Source organism: Thermodesulfobacteriota bacterium (assembly GCA_026415035.1).
In the GTDB taxonomy this organism is placed as follows: Bacteria; Desulfobacterota; BSN033; order BSN033; family UBA1163; genus RBG-16-49-23.
Map to the genome: position 1 here is coordinate 41468 of JAOAHX010000003.1, position 18324 is coordinate 59791.

Below are 18324 nucleotides of genomic sequence, written 5' to 3' on the forward strand. Positions count from 1 at the left end.
GGAGATATGAAGAAGATCGAAGCGATAGTGAAGCCCTTCAAACTGGAAGAAGTGAAGGATGCCCTGACCAAAATCGGCATCCAGGGGATGACGGTGACCGAGGTCAAAGGGTTCGGCAGGCAAAAGGGCCACACCGAGGTTTACCGGGGAGCCGAATATACGATCGATTTTGTCCCCAAGATCAAGATCGACCTCATCGTGAGCGAAGATCGGGTGGCTCAGGTCATCGAGACCTTGGAACGGTCGGCGCGAACCGGCAAGATCGGAGATGGCAAGATCTTTGTCTCTTCGGTGGAAGAGGTGATCCGGATCCGAACCGGAGAACGTGGCAAGGATGCCCTCTGAGTTAGGGATTACAAAACAAGATCTGATCGCGTGGAGACACCGAATTTTAACCGAATTACCTCCCCAAGCCGTCCCGGAGGATTATCTCCGGAGACACGCGGAGATGATCGACGGGGTGGTGAGGAGGGTCTTTCAATCGGCCCGATCGAACCTCCCCTCCCCCTCGGTCTGTCTGGTCGCGGTGGGAGGTTATGGCCGGGCCGAGCTGGCCCCTCATTCCGATATCGACCTCCTCCTGCTTCACTCCCCTACCCGCGGGGACCAACTCCCAAGCCTTTCGGAGAAGATCCTCTATCCCCTCTGGGACCTTGGGCTGGAGGTGAGCTGCAGCCTGAGATCGGTCGAAGAATGTGTGAAGATGGCCCGTTCCGATCTCAAGGTCAAAACCAGCTTGATCGATAGCCGCTACCTCGACGGCGCATACGAGGAATTTCGAAAATTTTATGCCCTCTTTACGAAAAAGCTGCTCCACCGGAGGGTCCCCCCTTTTGCCGAGGCCTTGGCCCGTGAGACCCACCTTCGCCATAAGAAATACGAGGATCCAGCCTATATCTTAGAACCCGACCTCAAAGAAGGCGAGGGCGGTCTCAGGGATTTCCAGGCAGGTCGATGGATCCTCCGGGCCAAATATAAGACTGATCGTCTCGACTCCATCCTCTTCCCGGACCATTCCCGAAGGCTGATCCGAAGCGTCCAGTTCCTCTGGCAGATCCGAAATCATCTCCATCTTTCCGCCGAACATCGGCAGGACCGTCTCACCTTTGAATGGCAGGAGACGATAGCCCCCCTCCTTGGATTCCCCCCGGGGCCCAAAGGGGTGGAGGCGATGATGCGGCAGTACCACCTCGCCACCCGGGAGATATCGACCTTTTACCACCAGATGCTGGACCATGCCCTTTTCGAGCCCTCCTTCTTCAGGAAGATCATCGGCCTGGTCCGGTCGAAAAGGATCGACGACCATTTTGGAATTGCCGGAGGGGAGATTCATCTCCTCGACCCCGCCGCTTTTAAAAAAGACCCTGCTCAGCTCATGGACCTCTTTCGGTACTGCCAGGATTTGGAGGCGAAACCCGATCTCCGGACCGAAGAGGCCATGGCCGAGGCCCTTCCGTGGATCGATGAAAATTTCCGGACCTCGCCCAGGGTCAACGAGACCTTTCTCTCGATCCTGAGAAAGGGAAAAGGGCTGGAGGACCTCTTGCGGAGGATGCACGATGTCGGGCTCTTATCCCGATATATCCCCGAGTTCTCCGAGATCGAAGGAAGGATCCACTACGACCTCTACCATGTCCATCCCATCGACCGCCATACCCTCCTCGCCGTTGGCGAGTTGTTGAAGTTGAAGGAGGGGGCGTATCAAAAAGACCACCCCCTCCTCACCTCGACCATCAGGGAATTGGCGAACCCGGAAATCCTCTTTCTTTCGGCCCTCCTCCACGACATTGGAAAGGGGAGGGAAGGGCCTCACCCCCTCGTCGGCAGCCAGATGGCAAGGCAGATCGGCAGACGCATGGGGTTGCAAGCCGAGGAGATCGCCCTTTTGGAATTTTTGGTCCGTCATCATCTCCTGATGGTGGAGACCGCTTTTCGCCGCGACCTCCATGACGAACAGGCGATCGCCTCCTTCGCCAGGGAGGTCCAGGACTCGACCCGGTTGAAGATGCTCTACCTTCTCACCTTCGCCGATATCAAGGCCGTCGGCCCTGAGGCATGGAACTCTTGGAAAGACTCCCTCCTGATGGAACTCTTTCTCAAGGCCTTGCATTATTTGGACAAGGGGAAGGATCCTCTAACCCCCGTCAAAAGGCCGGAGAGACTGGCACGTCTCAGGGAACGGGTCCCTCCGGAAATTTTTTCCACCTATGCGGAGCACCTTCCGGACCGTTACCTGGCCACCTACCCTCCGGAAGAGATCGCCTCCCATCTCCAGATGGCTCACCGTCTGAAGGGGGAAACGGTGGTGATGGAATGGCATGGGGAGGCGGAGGGCCGGGTGAAGGTGACGATCTGTACGAGAGACCGCTATGGCCTCTTCGCCAAAATCGCGGGATCCTTCTACCTGAACCGCTTGAACATTCTGGAGGCCCAGATCCACACCTGGGGAGATGGTGTGGCCCTCGATACCTTCTTCGTTCAAGACCCGACCGGAGAGGGCGACCGGAGGATGCGCCAGTTTCAGCAGGATCTTGTGGAGATCTTAAATGGAAAGGTCTTGCTCAAGGATCTGTTTTCTCAGCGAGGGGGACCTGTCCTGAGTTTCCAGAAGGTGACCCCGAAAGTCCAGGGGGAAGTGAAGGTCAATAACCGGGATTCCGATTTCTATACGATCGTCGAGATCACCGGCCAGGACCGGTTGGGGATTCTTTACGAAATCACCCAAGCCTTGACCGACTTCGGTTGCACCATCCTCTTTGCCCGGATCTCCACCCTCGGAAACCAGATCATCGATGTCTTTTACATTCAGGATGAGTGGGGAGAGAAGATCACGGAACCGAACCGGATGGATCACCTCAAACGATTGCTCCTCCAGCGACTCGGAGGTCCCTGAGGCCTCCTCTCCCCGCCCTCGTGGCTCTATCTCTTCCATCGAAGATCGAACCGATCGAGGTTCATCACCTTGTTCCAGGCCTCGACGAAATCCCTCACAAACTTCTCTTTCCCGTCGGAAGCCCCATAGACCTCGGCCACGCTCCGAAGCTCTCCGTGATGCCCGAAGATCAGGTCGACCCTCGTGGCCGTCCACGTGGGGGCCCCTGTCTTCCGGTCACGGCCCTGAAAGAGGTAGGCCTCCCCATCCATGGGCTGCCACTCCGTCCTCATATCGAGGAGGTTGACGAAGAAGTCGTTGCTGAGGACTCCGGGAGTCTTCGTGAAGACGCCATGGGGCGAGAACTTATAGGTAGCCCCTAACGCCCTCAAACCCCCGACGAGGACGACCAGCTCCGGCACCGTCAGCCGCAGAAGCTGGGCCTTGTCCACAAGAAGATATTCGGGGTTGGGGGTCTTGGGATCTTTGATATAGTTCCTGAAGCCGTCGGCCACAGGCTCCATGGCCGCATAGAAGAGGGTATCGGTCTGCTCTTGGAGCGCATCGACCCTCCCCGGCGTAAAAGGCACGGTCACATTCATCCCGGCCTTTTTTGCGGCGGCTTCGATCGCGGCGCATCCCCCCAGGACGATGAGGTCGGCGAGGGAGACCCTCTTTCCGTCCTTCTGTCCGGAGTTGAACTCGTTCTGGATCGTTTGGTAGGTGCTCAGGACCTTGGCCAGATCTTCAGGATGGTTGACCTCCCAGTCCTTCTGCGGAGCCAGGCGAATTCGTGCGCCATTGGCTCCTCCCCTTCGGTCCGAATCGCGATAGGTCGAGGCTGAGGACCAGGCGGTATAGACGAGCTGGGCGATGCTCAGGCCGGAGGCGAGGACCCTCTCCTTCAACTTCCTGATGTCTTCCTCGTCTATCAGTCGATAATCCCTCTTGGGCAGGGGATCTTGCCAGACAAAGACCTCTTCCGGCACCTCGGGGCCGAAGTAGCACTCCCGGGGACCCAGATCCCGATGGACCAGTTTGAACCAGGCCTTGGCAAAAGCGGCTTCGAACTCTTTGGGATTTTCGAGAAATCGCCTTGCGATCTTCGCATACTCCGGATCGAATCGGAAGGCCAGATCCGCGGTCAGCATCATGGGAGGATGCTTCTTGTTGGGATCGTGGGCATCCGGAACGATGGCGGGCGCGTTCTTGGCGACCCACTGATTCTTTCCAGCGGGGCTCTTCGTCAACTCCCATTCAAAATTGAAAAGGAACTGGAGGTAGGCGATCCCGAATTTCGTGGGCGTGGAGGACCAAACGAGTTCGAACCCGGAGGTGTAGGTATCGGGTCCTTTTCCCGTCTTATAGGTATTCTTCCAGCCGAGCCCCTGCTGTTCCACGGGAGAGGAGTCGGGATCAGGGCCCACGTAGGTTTCGGGGCAGGCCCCGTGGCATTTCCCGAAGGCATGGCCTCCAGCGACCAGGGCGACGGTCTCCTCGTCGCTCATCCCCATCCGGTTGAAGGCCACACGGATCTGCTTGGCCGAGGCCACCGGATCGGGATTTCCCTCAGGCCCCTCGGGGTTCACGTAGATGAGCCCCATCTCCGTTGCAGCAAAGGGTTTCTCAAGCTCCCCTTCTCTGAACCGTCCCTTTCCGGAGAGCATCTCGATCTCCGGGCCCCAGTCCGGGCTTTCGTCCGGCTCCCAGATATCCTCCCTCCCGCCTGCGAAGCCGATGGTATGCACGCCCATATGCTCCAGGGCCACATTGCCGGCCAGGATGATGAGATCGGCCCAGGAGAGCTTACGTCCGTATTTCTGCTTGATGGGCCAGAGGAGCCGGATCGCCTTGTCCAGGCTCATATTGTCTGGCCAATCTCCTCTGGGAGGAAAGCGGAGGTCGCCGGTTCGCGCCCCTCCCCGGCCGTCGAAGATCCGGTAACTTCCCGCACTGTGCCAGGCCATCCGGATGAACAGGGGGCCGTAGTGGCCGAAATCGGCAGGCCACCAGTCCTGGGAGGTGGTCATCAGGGCCTTCAGGTCTTCCTTCACCTCCGAAAGGTTCAACGTTTCGAACTCCTTCACATAGTCGTAATCGGGCCCGTAGGGGTTGGCATGGGAACAATTCTGCCTCAGCATCTTCAGGTTGAGCCGGTTCGGCCACCAGTCGGTGATCCATCGCTTCTTTCCTCCTTGGTCCTTCTGTTCCATAGGCACCTCCTCGATTGACTTTCAGGCAAGCCGCCCTTCCCCTAACATATCAAATGGCTTGCCCCCTTTCAAGGAAAATGTTAAGATGAAATTGCGGATTCGACCTAAATAGGATTAATTACTTTTTAGGAATTTAACCCAGTGACGGGCCGGGTGTCAAGGGTGGGGCGGAATTTAGATGATTTCATCGAGGCGTGCAAGGCCTTTGGGCTAAAGATCACCCCCCAGAGGATTGCCATTTACGAAGAGGTCCTGAAGGCCACCGACCACCCCTCGGCGGAAGGGATCTATCGGATCCTCAAGCCCTCCCATCCGAATCTCTCCTTCGACACCGTCAACCGGACCCTCCTCACCTTTGCGGAGATGGGATTGATCCAGATCGTGGAGGGCTCCGGAGATGTCCGGAGGTTCGATCCCAACATCGAACAGCATCATCATCTCCGGTGCCTCGGATGCGGCTCCATCACCGACTTCTACGACCGAACGTTGGACCACCTAAAAATCCCCAAGGCGATTCGCGAGACCTTCTCCGTCAAGAAGGTCCGCGTCGTGATCGAAGGGACCTGCCACCGCTGCCGCCGGATAACCTGCCAGTAGGAATTTCAACCTCCAATCCCTCGAAGATCCTTTGGTCCCACTTTTAAAAAGTTCTTAATCACCCAAACCCCATGGGGGAGGCTTCATTGTTAACGGCCTTTGGATTATGTTAGGATTTTTTCATGGCCGTGGAGGATCTCTCAAAGCTCAGGATCGAAAAGTCGAAGGCCATCCTCAGGCCCAGGGGGCGGAGAAGGATCTTCCTCTGGGGATTTCTGGCCCTGCTTTTGATCGCCGCAGGTGTCCTCTATCAGAGGGGAATCCTCTCCCCTGCCGTGGAGGTCCGGATCGCAACGGTCTCGCAGCTCTACCCCTCTCAGACCCTCACCGTCCTCAATGGGAGCGGTTATGTCGTCCCCCAGCGAAAATCGGCCCTGGCCTCCAAGGTGACGGGCCGTCTCGTCTGGCTCGGCGTCAAAGAAGGGGATCGGGTCAAGGAAGGCCAAATCATCGCCCGCCTCGAGAGCGAGGACGTGGCAGCCGCCAAGGAACAGGCAGAGGCCAACGTGAATGCCGCTCGTTTCAATGCGGAGCTGGCCAAGGCTGAACTCCGGGAGGCGACCCTTCAATTGGACCGAAACAGGGCCCTCCTCGAAAAGGGGGTGATCGCAAGGGCCACCTACGATACCGCCCTCGCCCGATACGAGAAGGCCGTGGCCTCTGTGGAGGCCTCCGAGGCCAATCTCCGGGCGAGTCTTGCGGCCCTCGAAGTCGCCAAGATCAATCTCGAATATTCGTTGATCCGGGCTCCCTTCGATGGCATCGTCCTCACCAAAAATGCGGATGTGGGAGATATCGTCACGCCCATCGGTGCGGCCGCCAATGCCAAATCGGCCGTCATCACGATTGCGGATATGAACTCCCTTCAGGTGGAGGCCGACGTCTCCGAGTCGAATCTCAACAAGATCAGGGTCGGTCAGCCCTGCGAGATTCAGCTCGATGCGCTCCCAGGGGAGCGTCTCCGTGGGGTCCTCCATACCATCGTTCCCACCGCGGATCGAACCAAAGCGACCGTCATGGTCAAAGTCCGCTTTGTCGATCGAGATGCCCGGGTGCTACCGGAGATGAGTGCCAAGGTGGCCTTTCTCTCCCGTCCCCCCAGCCGAGAAGAACAGAGACCCCGAATCGCCATCCCTCCTTCCTCCATCGTCAACCGGAAAGGAGGGGAGCGCGTTTTTCTCGTCAAGGAGGAAAGGGCGATGGAGGTCCCGGTGAGGCTCGGCGATAAAATCGGCGACATGGTGGAGGTCCTCGATGGGATCAAGGTCGGAGACCAGATCGTCCTCCATCCCCCTGACCGCTTAAAGAACGGCATGAAGGTGAAAGCCGCGGAGAAATAAAGGGGGATGGCGTTTGGAATTCGGTGACAGGAGATTGTTATCTCATGCCTCCCATCGTTGAAATCCTCCATGTGAGCAAATCCTACCGCAGGGGAAACCGGGTCATCCCCGTGCTCACGGACATCAACCTCAATATCGAAGAGGGAGAATTTCTCGCCTTGATGGGACCCTCGGGGTCGGGAAAGAGCACGCTCCTCAACCTGATCGCCGGCCTCGACCGGGTGGATTGCGGAACGATCCGGGTCGGGGGCATCGACCTCACCCACCTCTCCGAAAACGAGCTGGCCCAGTGGCGCGCGATGAACGTCGGCTTCGTCTTCCAGTTCTACAATCTCATCCCGGTGTTGACGGCCTTCGAAAATGTGGAACTCCCCCTCCTCCTCACTGGCCTCTCTCGAAAGGAGAGGCAGGCCCATGTGGAGATGGCCCTCCGGATCGTCAACCTCGAAGAGCGGATGGATCATTACCCGGCCCAGCTCTCCGGAGGGGAACAGCAACGGGTGGCCATTGCCCGGGCCATTGTGACCGATCCCACGATCCTCGTTGCCGACGAACCCACCGGAGACCTCGATCGGATCTCCGCCCGGGAGGTCCTCGACCTGATGGATCGACTCAACGGCGAGTCCCGAAAGACGATCATCATGGTCACGCACGATCCCAAGGCGGCCGAAAGGGCGAGGGTCATTCGCCATCTCGACAAAGGATTCCTGAACGATGTTTATTCTCAAACTCCTGTTTAGGAATGCCCTTCGTCATAAACTCCGGACCTTCTTAACCCTCCTCGGGATCACCATAGCCATCCTCGCCTTCGGCCTCCTCCGGACCTTTATCCATGCCTGGTATGGAGGGGTGGAAGCCTCCTCTGCCACGCGCCTCGTCACCCGAAGTTCCATCTCCCTCATCTTCCACCTTCCCCTTTCCTACAGGGAGAAGATCCGCCAGATTGATGGGGTGAAGGCCGTTTCGTGGGGAAACTGGTTCGGGGGAATTTACAAAGATGAAAAACATTTCTTTGCCAACTTCGGGGTGGACGCCAAGAGTTATCTCGAGCTCTATCCGGAATATATCCTCACCCCAGAGGAGGAGAGGGCCTTTCTCAGGGACCGCAAAGGCTTCATCGCGGGAAGGAAGTTGGCCGAGCGGTTCGGCTGGAAGATCGGCGACATCGTCACCCTCCGGGGGACCATCTACCCGGGGGAATGGGACTTCGTCCTCCGGGGCATCTATCGGGGGAGGGATGAGACCATCGACGAGACCCAGTTCTTCTTCCATTGGGATTATCTGAACGAGGTGTTGAGGAAGAGGGGGTCCTCCCTGGCCGATACGGTGGGCTGGTATATGGTGGGCGTGTCCCGGGCCGAGCGCGCTGCGGAAGTGGCCCTCGCCATCGATCAGACCTTCAAGAACTCCCTCGCCGAGACCTTGACCGAGACCGAAAAGGCCTTCCAGCTCTCCTTCATCGCCATGTCCGAAGCGATCCTCATCGCCATCGAACTCGTCTCCTTCATCGTCATCGCCATCATCATGGCGGTCGTGGCCAACACGATGTCCATGACCTACCGGGAACGGATCGGGGAATATGCCATCTTCAAAACCTTGGGTTACCCTTCCTGGCGCATCGCAGGGATGATCCTCGGCGAATCGATATTGATCACGACCACCGGGGGCCTCTTCGGAGTCTTCCTCACCTTTCCGGTGGCCCAAAGGGTCGGCAAGATCCTCAGCACCTACTTCCCCGTCTTCAATGTGCCGGAAGGGGCCATCTATTTGCAGATCCTGGCCTGTTTGGTGGTGGGGGTCCTTTCAGCCCTTGTCCCCACCTATCGGGCGGTCACCATTCGCATCGCAGATGGGTTGAGGAGGATCGGTTAGGTGGGTGTGCCTCTGGCCTACAGTATCCGGAATCTCTGGACCCGAAAGCTCACGACCCTTTTTACCGTCTCGGGGATGGCCCTGGTCGTCTTCGTCTTCTCTTCAATGCTCATGCTGTCCGAGGGCCTGAAGAAGACCCTCATCGAAACGGGTTCGAGCGACAATGTCGTGGTCATCCGGAAGGGTGCGGCCACCGAGGTTCAGAGCGGGGTGGATCGTTATCAGGCCTCCATCATCGAAACCCAGCCGGAGGTCGCGGTGGGAGAAGACGGAAAGCCTCTCCTCTCGAAAGAGACCGTGGTCATCATCAGCCTCCCCAGACGGGGAAGCAAAAAAGAAAATTACATCACCGTCCGGGGCATCGGGGAGGCCTCCCTCGGCCTCCGGCCCCAAGTGAAGCTGCTCGAGGGCCGGCTCCCAAGGCCCGGAACCTCAGAACTCCTGACGGGCCGAAGCGTGGCGGAACGTTTCGAAGGGGGAGGCCTCGGGGAGTCGCTCCGATTCGGATTGAGGGAATGGAAGGTGGTGGGCGTCTTCGACGCAGGCCCGACCGGGTTCAACTCCGAGATCTGGGTCGATGGAGATCAATTGATGCAGACCTTTCGGAGGAATGCCTATTCCTCGGTCCTCTTCAAACTCCGGGATCCCTCCTCCTTCGAAAGGGTCAAAGGTCGGATCGAAAACGACCCCCGTCTCACCCTCGAGGCCAAACGGGAGAACCAGTATTATGGGGAGCAATCGAGGATGATGGCCACATTCCTTCGAATCCTCGGGACCTCCCTGACGATCATCTTCTCCCTGGGCGCCATCATCGGGGCCATGATCACCATGTATGCCGCGGTCGCAAATCGCACCGCCGAGATCGGGACCCTTCGTGCCCTCGGGTTTAAAAGGGTGAGCATCCTGACCGCCTTCCTTCTGGAGGCCCTGTTCTTGGGATTGAGCGGAGGCCTCCTGGGCCTCTTTTTCGCCTCTTTTCTCCAATTTTTCACCGTTTCGACGATGAACTTCCAGACCTTCTCCGAGCTGGCCTTCGACTTCACCCTCACCTGGGAGATCGCCTATCAGGCCCTGGTCTTCTCCCTCATCATGGGGTTCGTGGGAGGCTTGTTGCCGGCCCTCCGGGCCGCCCGGATGAACATCGTCGAATCCCTAAGGGCGACCTGACCTCACCCTCTATCCTCTCCCCTTATGGAAAGATCGGTAAAAGGAAAGGGCGGCGCCGGCGAGCACAATCCCAACGAGGTTGAGCAGCAGATCGAAACCAGAGGCCTCCCGGCCCGGGATAAAGGCCTGGTTCAACTCGTCGAGGAGACCTGTCAAGAAGGAAATACCGCCGGGGAGCCAGAGGGAGGAGAAATGGGGAGCGGGAGAAGTGGCCCAATGACTTCGTCTGGCGGACAGGGCAAGGGTGAGGAGGGTCATCAGGACCCCATAAAGGGGGATGTGGAGGAGGCTATAAGGATTCCAGAGGTGGTTAAGGGCGTCACGCCCGATCAACCTCGGAAGGACCAGGAGGGAAAGTATATAGATCGCGGATAGGGCGGTAAAGGCTCGATTCAGAGACATTCAGGAAAGCAACTCCTTCAGGAGCATCTCATTTCGCTTCTGGACTTTCTGCATCTCCGCCAGCTGGAGGTCCTCGAAAGGCTGCCTCCTCCCTTTATGCCTTAACCGGGAAATCTCCCCTTCGAGGTAACGGAGCGTATTCGCCATGGCCTCGGCCATCGAAGAAATCGACCCTTGGGCCTTCTCATAAGTCTCCTTGTCGAGATAGGCCCGGTTGACCAGGCGGAACCGCTCAAAACATTTCTTAAACTCCTCTACCACCTCTTTCTTCCCTTTTCTCTTTCTGTCGAGGGTCTTTGCGGTCTCCAAGAATCGTTCCACATCCATAAGGCCTCCTGCCTTTCATCCAAAAATTTCTTAAATTTTATCACAAGACATCCCATTTAACCAATATTGGAAAAAGGGAAGAGGCCCCCTCCAAAAGGAAATGTTCTGATTTAATCATGATGATGAAAAACCGCCATCAATCCCATTCCATTCGGGCCTCCGACGCCATCCCCTCACGGGAGGGTTGCTAAACATCTTCTTCTTTTTCAAAAAGTTATAAAATTCACCCATGTCCCCTCATGGGGATCACCTTCGGCATAAGGTTTGCTAAATATTAAACCAATCATTGGATTCTTTGGATTGTCAAAAACTGACACGGACCGCCTTCGAGGAGTAGCAACTAAAATTAAAATATAGGAGGAAAGGATGGACAAGGAGACCGTATTGAAGTTGGCAAAGGAGAACGATGTGAAATTTATCCGCCTCTGGTTTACGGACATCCTCGGGTTCCTGAAGGGGTTTGCCATCACCATCGACGAGCTGGAGGGGGCTTTGGAGGAGGGCATGGGCTTCGATGGCTCCTCCATCCAGGGCTATGCCCGGATCGACGAGAGCGATATGATCGCCAAACCCGATCCCCAGACCTTCCAGATCATCCCTTGGCGCCCCAAAGAGAATGCGGTCGCCAGGATGTTCGCCGACATCTATGAGCCGGACGGGACGCCCTATAAGGGCGATCCGCGATGGGTCCTGAAAAAAACCCTCAAAAAGGCCCAGGATCTCGGCTACACCTTCTATGTAGGGCCTGAACTGGAGTACTTCTACTTTAAAAGCAACGAAGGAGCTCCTCAGACCCTCGACCGGGGGGGATACTTCGATCTCACCCCGCTGGATGTCGCCACCGAACTTCGTCGCGAAACGATCCTCACCCTTGAAGCCATGGGCATCCGGGTCGAATACAGCCATCACGAGGTGGCTCCGAGCCAGCACGAGATCGACCTTCGTTATGCCGATGCCCTGACCATGGCCGATTACGCCATGACCTACCGCCTGGTGGTCAAGGAGGTGGCCCTCAGGCACGGCGTCTATGCCACCTTCATGCCCAAACCCATCTTCGGCCAGAACGGGAGCGGGATGCATACCCATCAATCGCTCTTCAAGGGCGACAAGAATGCCTTCTTCGACCCAAAGGACGAATTCCATCTCTCCAAGGTCGCCAAGGCCTACACCGCTGGGATCCTTAAACACGCCAAAGAAATTACCGCCATTACCTCCCAATGGGTCAACTCCTACAAGAGACTGGTGCCCGGCTATGAAGCCCCTGTTTACATCGCTTGGGCGAGGCGAAACCGTTCAGCCCTTGTCCGGGTTCCGATGTATAAGCCTGGAAAGGAGAAGGCGACCCGGATCGAGCTCCGCTCGCCGGACCCCGCCTGCAACCCCTACCTGGCCTTTGCTGTGATGCTCGCCGCTGGCCTGAAAGGCATCGAAAAGGGCTACGAGCTTCCTCCCCCGGTGGAGGAGGACATCTTCGAGATGTCCGAGGAGGCCCGGAGGCAACATGGCATCGAATCGCTTCCCGGCAGTCTGTACGAGGCCATTCAGTTCGCCGAACAGAGCGAACTGGTGAGGGAGACCCTCGGAGACCACATCTTCCAAAAGTTCATCGAGAACAAGAAGATCGAGTGGGACCAATATCGCACCCACGTCTCCCAGTTCGAAATAGAGAAGTATCTGCCGATCCTGTGACCCCCTCGTCTTCCTCGATCGGTCTTTTCATACCCATGAGTGAGGGCCGGTGAATGAAGTCAAAACAGAAAAAATCGGCCTGGAGAAAGTATCTCCAGGCCTTTTTACAGGAGACCCCTGATCTGAAGATCATCGACGATCCGGAAAAGTTCGAATATTACCGGACCGACCTGAACGTCGACCTCCCCCCCTTGGTCCGTGACCTGATGCTCAAAAGCCTTCCCGATCTCGTCCTTAAACCCGAGACGGAGGAGCACCTGAAAAAGATCCTTTCTTTCGCCAACGAACACCGGATCCCCATGACCGTTCGGGGTGCAGGGACCTGGGGTTACGGGGGCTCGGTCCCGACGCAGGGCGGGATCCTCGTCGATCTCAGCCTGATGAACTCGGTCGAGGTCGATGCAGAGGCGCTTCGGGTAACGGTTGGGCCTGGCGCCCGTTTCCTCGACATTCAGAAGAGACTCGAATCAAAGGGGTTGGCCCTCTCCACCATCGCTTCGGGAAAAGGGGGAACCCTTGTCGGCTGGATTGCCACGGGCGGGATGGGCCTCGGCACCTTACGGCACGGACCGGTGAAGGACCAGATCGTCTCCCTAAGGGTCATCACGCCGGACGGAACGGTCAAGGACCTTTCGAAGGAGGACCCTGAGATCCACTATTTCATCGGCACAGAGGGGCAGTTGGGAATCATCACCCGGGTCACCCTTCGCGTGGTCAGACTTCCCTCCCAGTGGTATCCCGTCGCCCTCGCCTTTGGGAACGCCTCCTCGGCCTACTCCTTTGCAAAGGGTTTGGCCTCCAAAACGACCCTCCAACCCGAGGATATCGTCCTCTACCATCCAAACCTCATCTCCGCCCTCCATCTCCCCTCCGATTCCAAGATCGCCACTGACCTCCGTCACCTCGTCCTGGTCTCTTTCGACAACGAGGAGGAGGTCCACCGATTGAAAGAACATCTGGAGGCCTCCGGCATCCTCCCCCTCGACGATGCCCTGGCCCGCGACCTCTGGGAGAAACGGTTCCTTCCGATGTCGATCAAATCCCTTGGCCCATCCCTCCTGGCCAGCGAGGTGATCCTCCCTGTCGGTCAGGTGGCCCCCTATCTCGAAAGACTCCAAGAGATGGCCAGGAACCTGGCCGTGACGCTTTATCCCATCAGCCACCTCATCAACCCGGGAGAAGTCCTCCTGCTGGTGATGATGACCACGGACAATCGGAAGAACATCTTCTACCTCGACCTCATCTTCATCCCGATGATGCTCAAGCTGGCGGTCCAGTCTCACCAGGGAAAGCCCTATGGCATCGGCATATGGAATACGCCCTTTCTCCGCCACCTCTTCGGCCGCGAAACCCTAAAAACGCTCCGGCAATATAAGCGAAAGGTCGATCCACACGGCATTCTCAATCCAGGGAAATTCTTCGCCACCTCGGGCCGCTGGGGCTCCTTCCAGAAGGCCCTGTTCCAGGAGGATCTTTTCAATCTCGGCCTCAGCGCCTCCCAGTGGTTGATGTTCAGGCTCCTCTCCCTCTTTCCCGTGGAGAAGTTGAGGCTTCGCACTCCCATGGTCTCCGAAAGACTGGAACCGATCGCCAGGGAGATCCTCTCTTGCGCCCAATGCGGCACCTGTGTGACCCGTTGCCCTGTCTACCGGGCCACGGGAGATGAAACCCTTTCGGCCCGGGGAAAATTCTTCACCCTCAAGAAGGCCATCGAAAAGGGAGAGCTGGAACTCTCAAAAGCCCTTCCCCTCTATTTCTGTCTCCGTTGCGGCCGATGCGACGAAGAGTGTCAGGTCCATATTAACCACCTCCCTTTGTTCGAGGCCCTGGAAGGATATCTCGCCGAGGCCAGCGGATTCCCAATCGAAGAGATCAAAAGGTTCATCGCTGAGGTGGAGAACAGCCCGGACTTCCAGCGCTACCTTGACGTCGTCCGAACGGGCTTCGACCAGAAGATCCACGAAAAAAGGAACACCTTTCCGAGGTACCGGGTCTGGATCGATGAGGCCCACTGCATCCATTGTGGAACGTGCGTGGATGCCTGCATCTACAGTGTTCGGAAACGAGACGAATCCGATCCCCGTCTCATTCGAATCGAGGACGAAGGGCTCTGCCGGGGATGCGGTTCCTGCATCGAACGGTGTCCCCAGATGGCGGCGGGATTTCCGGCGACGATGGTGGAGCTCCATCCCTGTTTCCTCGAGATCGATGACCCCTATTGGACCGGTCTGACCGTGGCCCGCATCGACCTGGAAGCCACCACCGGTAAAATCCCCGTCTCCGGCACAGGACAGGGCGATCCCCATCGAGGATCAGGGAATGATGGAATCCGTTTCGGCCATTTCCACATCGTCGGTCCGGCCCAGAACCTCCTCTACGAAAGCACCGAAGACGCCATCGCCATCCATTTGGGCCAGAAGCCGAAGTATCTGACCTTCCACGATGGGAGGATCTTGACCCCGCCTCCCAGGCTCATTCATCTGAAGACCCCGATTCTCTTCGACCTCCTTCCCCTCAAGATCGACGAGGGCTGGCTCGAGGCCCTGCTCGAGGCGTCGAAGGCGACGGGGACGCGCCTGACCCTCACGCTCGATGATTTTGACCGCCTCCGGCCGAGGATCGGAGACCGGACAGGCCAGATCATCCTAAGGCTCACCTCGGACGAGTTGAAGAGGGAAGGAGGGAGGTTGAGGGAGATCCCGGTCGAGCTCTTCGAAGTCGAGATCGACGAGGCGGTCCTCAATAAGGCCGGAGATCTAAAAGGCCTTCTCCCGGAGAAAGCGCTTCTTTCCGCCGTCATCAAATTGGACCCCGAGGACATCACCCCCGACCTTCAACCCTCTTTGGCCCTCCGCGAATGGATCGATCGCCTCATGGCGTCACCCTTCGATCTTCTCTGCCTTACCTCGGACTACAATCCAACGACCAAATACTATCCGACCACGGACGCCGTCCCAGCGGTCCATCGCTATCTCATCGAACAAAAGGCGCGCCACCGATTCTCCATCCTCGGGGCCGGAGGCATCCGCTCCGCCGCAGATACCCAGAAGACCATTCAGCGGGGGGCAAACGGGGTCAAGATCGATTGGCCCGTCCTCATGGCGGGAGACCCCCACGCCCGCCAGAAATTCCTCAGGGGAGAGAGGACGGTCCTCCCCCAAGACCCGGCCACCTTGGCAAAGCGCCTGATCAACCTCATCCGGGTCTGGAACATCCAGATCATCGAGGTCCTCGGCGCCTCGGGTTTCAAAGACATCAAGAAGACCGTAGGGGAGGAGAATCGCCTGATCATCTTCGACGATTTGGAAGAGAGGATATACGACATCTTCCACGACCCGCATCGCTTGAGACGAAACGAGGAAGCCAACAAAGCTAGGGTCCAAAGGGAGGGTCTGATGGCGGGCCTTGGATGGCGTTACAGCCAGTTGAAAGGGATGATCCAACCCACCCCGCCTCCCCATCGATTCTACGACGAAAAGATGCCCCGGGCCTGTCACCGGATCTTCGACCAAGATCACGTCTGGCCCGCCTGGCTCCTTTCGTCCGTAGGCCGAATGGCCTCGGGGGATCTGGCCACCCTCTCCCTCAAGAAGGTGGAGTCGATAGGAAATCTCGGCGATGGTTTCGATGCCATCGGGATCTGTTTCAGGCAGGACCCAGACGGGATTTCAGAGGAGAAGCTCGATGAGGTCTCGACCGCGCTCCAGCTCTCTCCCACGCTTCGACTGAAGACCCCCTTTTTAGGGGCTGGGATGTCCGTGGGATCGATCGGACCCGGAACCTGGCGGGCGAGGGTCCTGGCCACCTGCCGCCTCAAAACCCAGCTCGACACAGGAGAGGGAGGATATCCGACCTTCTACCTCCTCGATGCCAAATGGAATCCCCTCGACCTTTCCGATGAGCAGGTCATCCTCCTGGGAAGGGTGATGGAGGAGCGGAAACTGATCACGGTCGAGGAACTGATCCGGCGCTGCCTGAGGAAGGGGGCCATCTTCCCGGAATACGAGGAGATCGCAGAGATCTTGAAGCAATATCCTCCTTCCATGCCCGTCCAATATGTGCCGATCGTCACCCCTGCAGAGGAACCCTTCGTCTCGACCCAGCTCAAGACCGGGCTCTTCGGGGTCACCAAAGAGACCATCCGCCGGGCCAGGCGGGTCGTCATCACCTACAGTCAGGGCGCCAAACAGGGCGTAGGGGGCCATCTCCTCGGACGGAAGGTCTTCGGCCTGGTCTCGAGGCTCCGGGGCGTGCCCGAAGGGGTGAGCCTCATCTCCCCCTTCCCTTTCCACAATTGCTACTCGATCGAGGATGTCAAGGCCTTTATCGATGCAGTGAGGATGATCAACCCCAGGGCCAGCATCTGCATCAAGGTCTCCCCTTCTCCGGACATCGAGTTCATCTTCTCCGGCCTTGCGAGGATCGCCAAGGACAACCGGATGACGATCGAGATCTGGCTCGACGGCCCACGGGGCGGAACGGGCGCGGCCCCGGACATCATCAAGGGTCAGATGGGGATGCACATGGAGTATGCGATCCCCCTCTGTCACGAGAAATTGATGGACTCTGGCCTCAGGGAATATGTGGTCTTCATGGGAAGCGGTGGCATGCGCACCTGGGCGGATATCGTCAAAGGGATCGCCCTCGGCCTCGACGGGGTCGTCCTCGGGACGGCCGATCTGGTGGCGATCGGCTGTGTCCGAGACCGCAACTGCGAATCGGGCTGCCGAAGCGGCATCTCGACGGTCAATCCCAAGATGCAGCTGCTTCGCAACGTCGAGCTCAATACCCAGCAGATCATCAACTTCAGGGCCATCTTGCAGGCCCAGGTGATCCGGGCGATCGCTGCCCTGGGCATGAAAGACATCCGACAACTCCGGGGTCGTTACGATACGATCCGGTGGCCCCTCCTTGAGGAGAGGGTGGAGAGGCGGCGCCAGGCTCGGACGGCCCCTCTTCCCCCAGAGGTCCAGGTCGCCCCCCCGACCCAGGAACGTCCTCCCTTTAAACCCGTGGAGGCAGGCTCCTCTCCTCCCTCCGATTGCGGGGTCGCGGCCATTGTTTCGAACCGAATCATCCCGAGTCACGTGATGGACCTGATGCTCGATCGGATGGCCAACCGGGGGATGGATGGCGTGGGGATCTGGAAGGGAGGATGTTATCCCCATCATCTCGATCACTATGCCCTCCATGTCCTGGTCAAAGGCACCCCTCAAGACGAAATCGAAGTCCGTCTCCTCTCCCAAAACCCTGGTCTCAGCTTAGGAAAGATCCGGCAGAGGGCAAGGGAAGAGGTCCTCGCCAGACGCCAGCGGATCATCGAAGAGATCTGCCGGAGATATTTCGGGGACCTCGAGGGGGTGGATCCCGACGGCGACTTGGGGAAATGCCGTATCCCGTACCGGCTCGACCCTGAGGGCAAGGAGCAGGACTTCCGATCTTTCGGGGAGAGGGATCCGGGGGATCTCTACCGCTTCTTCGTTCGGGTCCGCCGCCAAGCCCTCTTTCGGTTCATCGAAGAGGAGCTCCTCCGGGATGAGATCTGGCCTCCCCTGAAGTTGCGGTACGCCCATCTGACCCTTGAAAATTACCATGAGAACGAGGCCTTCCTCCGAGAGGCTGAAGACGAATATATCTATCGTCTGGCCCGGAGGATCACGAGGGAGAACTACGTCGAAGCGCCCACCAAAAGGCGGCCATCCTCTCCTGCGGAAAGAACTCGGGTTGCTGGAAGAGCGATGGCCGCTATATCCCCTGGCAGCTTCCCGATGCCCCGGTCAACATCATCCACCGCAGGCTGGCCACGGGGTCCGTCGTCGATCAGCTGAACTCCCATCCCTTCTCA

General features: G+C 58.1%; 12 protein-coding genes. 9 read left to right on the forward strand and 3 right to left on the reverse strand.

The genetic code is table 11. The features are described from left to right. The first annotated feature begins 6 nt into the window (after window positions 1–6). Window positions 7–345: a P-II family nitrogen regulator gene (locus N3G78_02830; GenBank protein MCX8116853.1), complete on the forward strand. Its 339-nt coding sequence runs from the start codon at window positions 7–9 to the stop codon at window positions 343–345. After that, window positions 335–2893, forward strand: coding sequence for a [protein-PII] uridylyltransferase (gene glnD / locus N3G78_02835; protein ID MCX8116854.1), 2559 nt, complete (start codon window positions 335–337; stop codon window positions 2891–2893). The genes N3G78_02830 and glnD overlap by 11 nt, the downstream gene beginning before the upstream one ends. Window positions 2894–2919: 26 nt before the next feature. On the opposite strand, the gene katG is transcribed toward glnD, so the two are convergent. Next, a complete protein-coding gene (katG, locus tag N3G78_02840; GenBank protein MCX8116855.1) occupies window positions 2920–5085 on the reverse strand; it encodes a catalase/peroxidase HPI in 2166 nt (721 codons plus the stop codon). A gap of 162 nt (window positions 5086–5247) precedes the next feature. Between katG and N3G78_02845 the strand changes: the two genes are divergently transcribed. The 5 genes from N3G78_02845 to N3G78_02865 all read left to right on the forward strand — a co-directional run bounded on the left by N3G78_02845 (window position 5248) and on the right by N3G78_02865 (window position 10061). Continuing rightward, window positions 5248–5682 carry a transcriptional repressor gene (locus tag N3G78_02845; GenBank protein MCX8116856.1) on the forward strand — a complete coding sequence of 145 codons (435 nt, stop codon included), beginning with the start codon at window positions 5248–5250 and terminating at the stop codon, window positions 5680–5682. A gap of 122 nt (window positions 5683–5804) precedes the next feature. Continuing rightward, window positions 5805–7022, forward strand: a complete 1218-nt coding sequence (locus N3G78_02850; protein MCX8116857.1) for an efflux RND transporter periplasmic adaptor subunit — start codon at window positions 5805–5807, stop codon at window positions 7020–7022. Between the two features lie 44 nt (window positions 7023–7066). Next, window positions 7067–7762: an ABC transporter ATP-binding protein gene (locus N3G78_02855; protein MCX8116858.1), complete on the forward strand. Its 696-nt coding sequence runs from the start codon at window positions 7067–7069 to the stop codon at window positions 7760–7762. Further along, a complete protein-coding gene (locus N3G78_02860; protein ID MCX8116859.1) occupies window positions 7737–8894 on the forward strand; it encodes an FtsX-like permease family protein in 1158 nt (385 codons plus the stop codon). Before N3G78_02855 ends, N3G78_02860 begins: the two co-directional genes overlap by 26 nt. Beyond that, window positions 8895–10061: an ABC transporter permease gene (locus N3G78_02865; protein ID MCX8116860.1), complete on the forward strand. Its 1167-nt coding sequence runs from the start codon at window positions 8895–8897 to the stop codon at window positions 10059–10061. A 9-nt stretch (window positions 10062–10070) separates the two neighbouring features. On the opposite strand, the gene N3G78_02870 is transcribed toward N3G78_02865, so the two are convergent. After that, a complete protein-coding gene (locus tag N3G78_02870; protein MCX8116861.1) occupies window positions 10071–10463 on the reverse strand; it encodes a VanZ family protein in 393 nt (130 codons plus the stop codon). Beyond that, window positions 10464–10790, reverse strand: a complete 327-nt coding sequence (locus N3G78_02875; GenBank protein ID MCX8116862.1) for a hypothetical protein — start codon at window positions 10788–10790, stop codon at window positions 10464–10466. A 366-nt stretch (window positions 10791–11156) separates the two neighbouring features. On the opposite strand from N3G78_02875, the gene N3G78_02880 reads away from it, so the two are divergent. After that, on the forward strand, window positions 11157–12479 hold the full coding sequence (locus N3G78_02880; GenBank protein MCX8116863.1) for a glutamine synthetase family protein: 1323 nt from the start codon (window positions 11157–11159) through the stop codon (window positions 12477–12479). 53 nt (window positions 12480–12532) lie between these two features. Continuing rightward, on the forward strand, window positions 12533–18307 hold the full coding sequence (locus N3G78_02885) for a glutamate synthase-related protein (GenBank protein MCX8116864.1): 5775 nt from the start codon (window positions 12533–12535) through the stop codon (window positions 18305–18307). The last annotated feature ends 17 nt before the right edge of the window (window positions 18308–18324 follow it).